Genomic DNA, 1,818 nt, shown 5'->3' on the forward strand with positions numbered 1-1,818 from the left:
CGGTATACTGACAAGAGCATTTTTATTATCGCTTATCTATTATTTCGATGAAGCAGTCTCATTTTAAAGTTTCTTATTCGTGACATATAAGTACTCGTATAAATCACACCAATAATCAGCATGGCAAAAGACATGCTATGTCCGGTTGAAGGTGCATTAAAAACCAATTTATTTTCCAATATGCCTTCTCCCTGTTCGAAAGGCGATACAGTTAATGCTTATGTTTATCCAACTTCAACCATTCTATTCTCAGCCATATAGGCTTTCAGTTCCGCTAATCGTTTTAAGGCTTCCGCTCTTCCAAGCTGATAAACGCGTTCAAGCTCTTCTGGATTTTTTTCTACTTTACCAATATCTAAAGTTTCACTTGGACAAATCACAAACAGGTCTCCTAAAGATTCTTTTTTTCGAATGTAATCAATGGTTTCATTATACATCAAATGCCTAACTTGCATGGCTTTGAATGTCCGACCGTATTTAAGTAATGCCATTTTCACCAAAGGCAAAAACTTCATTTTTTCTTTAACATATCCCATGGGCTGAGTGAGGACAACTACATTATGATCATACCCGATTTGTTCAAAGTACCTGATGGGCACAGCATCTGAAATACCACCGTCAAGCAATTTATAATCTTCAATTTCTACAACTCTTGATACCATTGGCATAGAAGCAGATGCCCTAATCCATTTAATATCTAAGCGGTCGCCATTGACGCATTTATGGTAAACAGGCTTCCCAGAATCAGCGTCGGTACAGACCACATGAAATGCCATTGGATTTTCTCTAAAGGTCTCATGATCAAAAACATCTAGCTTTTCAGGGACTTCACCGTATCCAAAGGCTACATTATAAAGATTACCTGTCGTTAAGAGTGATCTCAGCCCCACATATCTTTTGTCATTGCAAAATCTCTTATTATAGCGAATAGGACGTCCTATCTGCCTCGACTTATAATTACAGCCAAACGCAGCCCCTGCAGAAACGCCAATTGCCCCATCAAACTCAATCCCATTTTCCATAAGCACATCAATAACGCCACAGGTGAACATCCCCCGCATTGCGCCACCTTCTAGAATTAGTCCTCTTTTTTTTGTATCCATTTTTACCTCTTTTTCTCGGTCAACACCATTATCCCTTGTCAACTTATTAAGGTGATTCCACCATATCATTATCGATTCTAATTATTTTATAGGCTTAAAAAGCCACAACCACATTAATTATATCAAATTTCAAGACGCTGACTAAGCCTTTATGACCATTAAACCCACTATGTCCTCTTGACGGCTTTGCTAAAAAAATAAAAAAGACGATTCCGATTAAACTTCGAAATCATCTTTTAACCTTATTGTTCTTATCCGGAAATTTGTGTGCCACAAAACTCGCATTCGTTCACAAAGCCAACGTTAATTTTATTAGTTGCACCACATCCAGAGCAACTTACCACCATTGTTTCTGATACAGGTTTCTTCTGTATTTCCTTTGCATTTTGAATTTTCTCTTTACCCGAAAAAACCAAGGCTCTACTTTCAGTGTCAATATAGGCATTTTGAAAAAAGCCCTTTTTGATCATGTAATTTACATTTTTTAAAACTCGATCTATCGATGTTTGCGTCGCTGTTGCTAGCTTGTCCAAGGAAAAAGTACTGTCCATTGCTAGGCGTGCCACATAGTCCTCATAAAGGTTAATTTTTTTCTTTCTATCTATGCCTGACCAAAGTATAAGTAATGAAATCAAACTTAAAACGATAAAGGTAATTACCATATCTATGCCATCATTTTCTGAATCAAAAATGGTATAAATCAAAGTCGAACCAA

Annotated in this window: 3 protein-coding genes; all 3 read right to left on the minus strand. The window is 37.0% G+C overall.

Features of this window, described 5'->3' with window-relative positions:
* Positions 1-32: 32 nt before the first annotated feature.
* Positions 33-179 (minus strand): hypothetical protein, encoded by a 147-nt coding sequence (locus AC220I_RS22000; RefSeq protein ID WP_486726012.1) that lies wholly within the window; start codon positions 177-179, stop codon positions 33-35.
* A 45-nt stretch (positions 180-224) separates the two neighbouring features.
* Positions 225-1,103 carry a patatin-like phospholipase family protein gene (locus tag AC220I_RS22005; RefSeq protein ID WP_486726013.1) on the minus strand — a complete coding sequence of 293 codons (879 nt, stop codon included), beginning with the start codon at positions 1,101-1,103 and terminating at the stop codon, positions 225-227.
* A gap of 251 nt (positions 1,104-1,354) precedes the next feature.
* A partial coding sequence (locus AC220I_RS22010) for a hypothetical protein (protein WP_486726014.1) occupies positions 1,355-1,818 on the minus strand: 464 nt, incomplete at its 5' end.

Source organism: Fusibacter sp., from assembly GCF_057447755.1.